The organism is Streptomyces carpinensis, from assembly GCF_002154505.1.
GTDB classification, from domain to species: domain Bacteria; phylum Actinomycetota; class Actinomycetes; order Streptomycetales; family Streptomycetaceae; genus Streptomyces; species Streptomyces carpinensis.
Genome location: NZ_MUBM01000329.1, coordinates 1 through 4,199, shown reverse-complemented (window position 1 = coordinate 4,199; position 4,199 = coordinate 1). Strand labels below are relative to the sequence as shown.

General features: G+C 72.0%; 6 protein-coding genes. 3 read left to right on the top strand and 3 right to left on the bottom strand.

All coding sequences use genetic code 11. The annotated features are described in order from the left end of the window. Positions 1 to 829: RNA-guided endonuclease InsQ/TnpB family protein (locus BZY54_RS36425; protein WP_086729591.1), on the bottom strand; the 829-nt coding region annotated here is incomplete at its 3' end. Positions 830 to 1,008: 179 nt separating this feature from the next. Here BZY54_RS36425 and BZY54_RS36420 point away from each other — a divergent pair. Genes BZY54_RS36420 through BZY54_RS36410 form a run of 3 tightly spaced genes read left to right on the top strand, consistent with a single transcriptional unit; the run spans position 1,009 to position 2,921 of the window. Continuing rightward, positions 1,009 to 1,317 (top strand): hypothetical protein, encoded by a 309-nt coding sequence (locus BZY54_RS36420; RefSeq protein WP_086729590.1) that lies wholly within the window; start codon positions 1,009 to 1,011, stop codon positions 1,315 to 1,317. A 42-nt stretch (positions 1,318 to 1,359) separates the two neighbouring features. Further along, entirely contained in the window at positions 1,360 to 1,779 is a 420-nt protein-coding gene (locus BZY54_RS36415) for a YciI family protein (RefSeq protein ID WP_086729589.1), read from the top strand. After that, a complete protein-coding gene (locus tag BZY54_RS36410) occupies positions 1,776 to 2,921 on the top strand; it encodes an RNA polymerase sigma factor (RefSeq protein ID WP_086729588.1) in 1,146 nt (381 codons plus the stop codon). Before BZY54_RS36415 ends, BZY54_RS36410 begins: the two co-directional genes overlap by 4 nt. Here BZY54_RS36410 and BZY54_RS36405 read toward each other — a convergent pair. Both BZY54_RS36405 and BZY54_RS36400 read right to left on the bottom strand, forming a co-directional pair. Beyond that, positions 2,899 to 3,333: a hypothetical protein gene (locus BZY54_RS36405; protein ID WP_086729587.1), complete on the bottom strand. Its 435-nt coding sequence runs from the start codon at positions 3,331 to 3,333 to the stop codon at positions 2,899 to 2,901. The genes BZY54_RS36410 and BZY54_RS36405 overlap by 23 nt on opposite strands. A 101-nt stretch (positions 3,334 to 3,434) precedes the next feature. Further along, entirely contained in the window at positions 3,435 to 3,878 is a 444-nt protein-coding gene (locus tag BZY54_RS36400) for a YbaK/EbsC family protein (RefSeq protein WP_158103970.1), read from the bottom strand. Between the last annotated feature and the right edge of the window lie 321 nt (positions 3,879 to 4,199).

The window sequence follows — 4,199 nt, the reverse complement described above, 5'->3', positions numbered from 1 at the left end:
GGGATGTGTCCTCCCGCTGCCCCGCGACCTTCCTGTGCAGCTTCGCCGCCTGCACCTGCGCCTTCCGGTAGCCCTTCGATGCGGGCCGGCCCTTCGGGCTCCGGCGCCGGGCCATCATCCGCTGATAGCGGGCCAGCCCCTGAGCGGCCCGCTTGCCGTGCTCGGCATGCGGGAGATCGTAGGCGTCATCGGTGGTGACGGCCGTCTCCTTCACACCCCAGTCCACGCCCAGGACGCGGCCAGTCTCCACAAGCGGCTCGACCTGGGCCGGGGCGACGAAGGACACATACCAATGCCCGAGCGTGTCCTGGTACACGCGCACACTCGACGGCTCCGCCGGAAGGTCCCGCGACCACACCACCCTCACCACGATCTGGCCCGCGAGGTGCACACGACCGTCCTTCAGGCGGAAACCGCGCTTCGTGTAGTTCAGGCTCGGCCTGGCCTCCCGCTTCCTCTTCCAGCGGGGCATCCCCGCCCGGCGGTGCACCGGAAGCCCGTCCTTGATGTCCTTCAGCGCCTTCGCCCTCGACCTGGCGAAGTCCCGAATCACCTGCTGCTGCGGCACCGACGCACCCGCAGCCAGCCACGGCGTCACCCGACGCGCCTCGGTCAGCATCCTGTCCAACTGAGCCGGACCACACGCCAGCTTCTCACCGGACTCCTTGCTCTGCTGGTGGACCTGCTTCGACTTGGCCACGCACTCGTTCCAAAGCCACCGGCAGCGGTCCCACTCCGCTTCGAGCGCGCGCCGCGCGGTAGCAGACAGGCGCACACGGAAGGAGTACCGGGCATGCCCGGCCCCCTCCGTCGTCACGACTGGCGTCATGCATCCGAACATATAGGGGAGGACTGACAGTTGACGCCTCTTGATCGCCACGGGCTCACTCACCTCGTCGCGGGTGGACGGCCTTTCGCCCCGGAGGCGAAACCCCTACTTCCCGTCCTGCTCCGCAGAAGCCCGATTCCACCCCGGCCTGAAGGCCGGGGCATCCTCGGAGGAACCCGGTGACGGCCGCGATGGCGACCGCGGTCCCTGAACGTCGGCCGCTGGCCGTTCACATCGGAGCCGACAGCCGGCGGTTCGCCGTCTCCGGCTGGAGCCAGGGCATCGAACTCGTCTCCGGCTCCACATCCGACCTGGCCGACATCGTCAGAGCGGGCGTGGCGTGGGGGCAGGGCCACAGCCCGTGCACGATGCAGACCGAACTGGCACCGGCGCCGCGAGACGGCTCGCCCGGGCTCGTCGAGGAGGGCTGCAAAAAAATTTCGGGCGGAGATGTCGAGAACTCAGGACTGGCTCCGTCCCCGGGGTGAACGTGACCACAATGGGTCGCATCAGCACCGAGGAGAACCACGATGGCCAAGTATCTGCTGCTCAAGCACTACCGCGGCGCTCCGGCTCCGTGCAACGGCGCCCCGATGGACCAGTGGACGCCCGAGGAGGTCTCGGCGCACATCCAGTACATGCACGACTTCGCGGCCCGGCTGGAGAAGACCGGCGAGTTCGTCGACGGTCAGGCGCTCGCCCCCGAGGGCACCTGGGTCCGCTACGACGGCGAGGGGCGTCCGCCGGTCACCGACGGCCCGTTCGCCGAGACCAAGGACCTCATCGCCGGCTGGATGGTGATCGACGTCGACAGCTACGACCGCGCCGTCGAGCTGGCCGGGGAGCTGTCGGCCGCCCCCGGGGCGGGCGGCAAGCCGATCCACGAGTGGCTCGAGGTGCGCCCGTTCCTGGCCGCGACGCCCGCCACCACGGAGTGCCCCCATCGATGAACGAGGCCCTGCTGAGGAGTCTCACGCCGAGCGTGCTCACCGTCCTCGTCCGCCGCGGAGCCGACTTCGCGGCGGCCGAGGACGCCGTGCAGGACGCGCTCGTCGAGGCGCTCCGCGTCTGGCCGGCCGACCCGCCGCGGGATGCGAAGGGCTGGCTGGTCACCGTGGCCTGGCGCCGGTTCCTCGACGGCGTGCGGGCGGACACCGCCCGCCGCCGGCGTGAGGACCTCCTCGACGAGGAGCCGGTGCCCGGGCCCGCGCCCGCGGTGGACGACACCCTCCAGCTGTACTTCCTGTGCGCCCACCCGTCGCTGACGCCGTCGTCCGCGGTCGCGCTCACACTGCGCGCCGTCGGCGGGCTGACCACCCGGCAGATCGCCCAGGCCTACCTGGTGCCCGAGGCGACCATGGCGCAGCGCATCAGCCGGGCCAAGCGCACCGTCTCGGGCGTGCGGTTCGACCAGCCCGGCGACGTCGCCACCGTGCTGCGCGTCCTCTACCTGGTCTTCAACGAGGGCTACTCCGGCGACGTCGATCTCTCCGCGGAGGCCATCCGGCTCACCCGGCAGCTCGCGGCCGCCGTCGACCACCCCGAGGTGGCGGGGCTGCTCGCCCTCATGCTGCTCCACCACGCCCGGCGCGCCGCCCGGACCGCGCCCGACGGCAGCCTGGTGCCGCTCGCCGAGCAGGACCGCGGCCGGTGGGACACCGCCTCGATCGCCGAGGGCGTGGGGATCCTGCAGGCGGCCCTCGCCCGCGACCGGCTGGGCGAGTTCCAGGCCCAGGCCGCCATCGCGGCCCTGCACGCCGACGCGCCCACGGCCGAGGAGACCGACTGGGTGCAGATCGTCGAGTGGTACGACGAGCTCATGCGCCTGACCGACAGCCCGGTCGTCCGGCTCAACCGTGCGGTCGCCGTCGGCGAGGCCGACGGACCGCGCGCCGGCCTGGCGGCGCTCGCGGCGCTGGACGACTCGCTGCCCCGCCACGCCGCGGTGGCGGCGTACCTCCACGAGCGCGACGGCGACCTGGCCAGGGCGGCACGGCTGTATGCCGAGGCGGCCCGCAAGGCAACCAACCTCGCCGAGCGCGACCACCTGACCCGCCAGGCCGCCCGGCTCAACTCCGGTCGGCGTCAGTGAGATGCGGTGGCTTCGGATCGGCACGGTCCACGACGTCGTCGAAGAAGGACCAGCCGTCCACTGCCAGCTTCAGCTCCAGCGGCCGGGTCGTCAGAACAGGCGCCGCGGCATCGAGCAGGCGCCGGGCCGTTCCCGGCTCGTGGAGGTTCAGCCAACTGCGGTCGGGGAGGCGTACGACGGTGCCCGCCTCGAGGTACGTGTTCGAGACGATTCTGTCCGGCCCCGGGGCGAAGACCAACGCCAATCGGCGTCGAGCGCCCGGCAACGACGTGTCCGTGAAATCCTTGAAATCCGTGAAGAAGGAGAGCGTCAGGCGGCAGTCGGCGTAGTCGGGTCTCACCCGCTGCCGGACAGTCCAGTACCAGGCGGTCCCGTCCACTACGAGGCGGCGGACGCGTCGATCGTTGCCCAACGCGTCAGCCTAGAACGAGTGCCGAGGCCAGCGGCCCGCGGGCACGTTCCCGGCAGGCCCAGCCGGGAGGGGGCGGGCGGTCGCCCGCCCGCCCGCCGGGGTCACCTGCGTAGGAGGGTCACGTGCGCGCGGGGGAGCCGGGCGAGGACTGCCGGCGGTATCTGAAGGGTGCGGGCGGCGGATCCGGCGCCGCAGTAGACCGATGGATGCCCGGATTCGACGACCGCCGTGTCGATCAGGCACGGCACACCGGGCCGGTGGCTGATCGGCGGGATGCCTCCGGGGGCCAGGCCCTCGGCGGTGAGCAGGTCGGGTTCGGCCGTGCGCAGCTGCGAGCGGCTGGTGCCGGCGGCGGCCACGAGGCGGGTGAAGTCGACGCGGTCGTCGGCGCGCAGGGCCACGAGCAGGAGCGGGAACTGCGCGGTGGTGAAGGCAAGAGTCTTGACGGCCTGTGACCAGGGGAAGGGCAGTGCCTTGCGTTCGGCGACGCTGTGGGCGGCGGCGTGCTCGTGGACGGTGTACGCGCTGCTGTCCGCGTCGAGCACGGCCTGCCAGGATGCCTCACGGGTGACTCCGCGGCCGGGCTCCGCGGAGCTACCCGCGCGCGTCGCACGGCTCTCACGCCAGGGTGGCGTGATTCCGCTGCGGCGACCGTCTGACGTCGTCCTCCCGGGGCCGCCCTCGGGCTGCCCCGAGGGGGCGTATTGGCTCCCCCAGTCCGACAGCACGTCACCTGGCAGGACGTTAGGGGCCAGGTGCTCGGCTTGTCATGCGGGCCGGGGAGCCATGTGGCCGTCAGGTGGTGTGGGGGTGGACGTCGTGCCGGATCCATACGTTGGGTTCGACTATCGGGTAGGCGGGCCGGT

Excerpts from the sequence above, each read along its gene's own strand:
- BZY54_RS36410 (WP_086729588.1), top strand. The coding sequence starts at position 1,776 with ATGAACGAGGCCCTGCTGAGGAGTCTCACGCCGAGCGTGCTCACCGTC.
- BZY54_RS36415 (WP_086729589.1), top strand. The coding sequence starts at position 1,360 with ATGGCCAAGTATCTGCTGCTCAAGCACTACCGCGGCGCTCCGGCTCCG.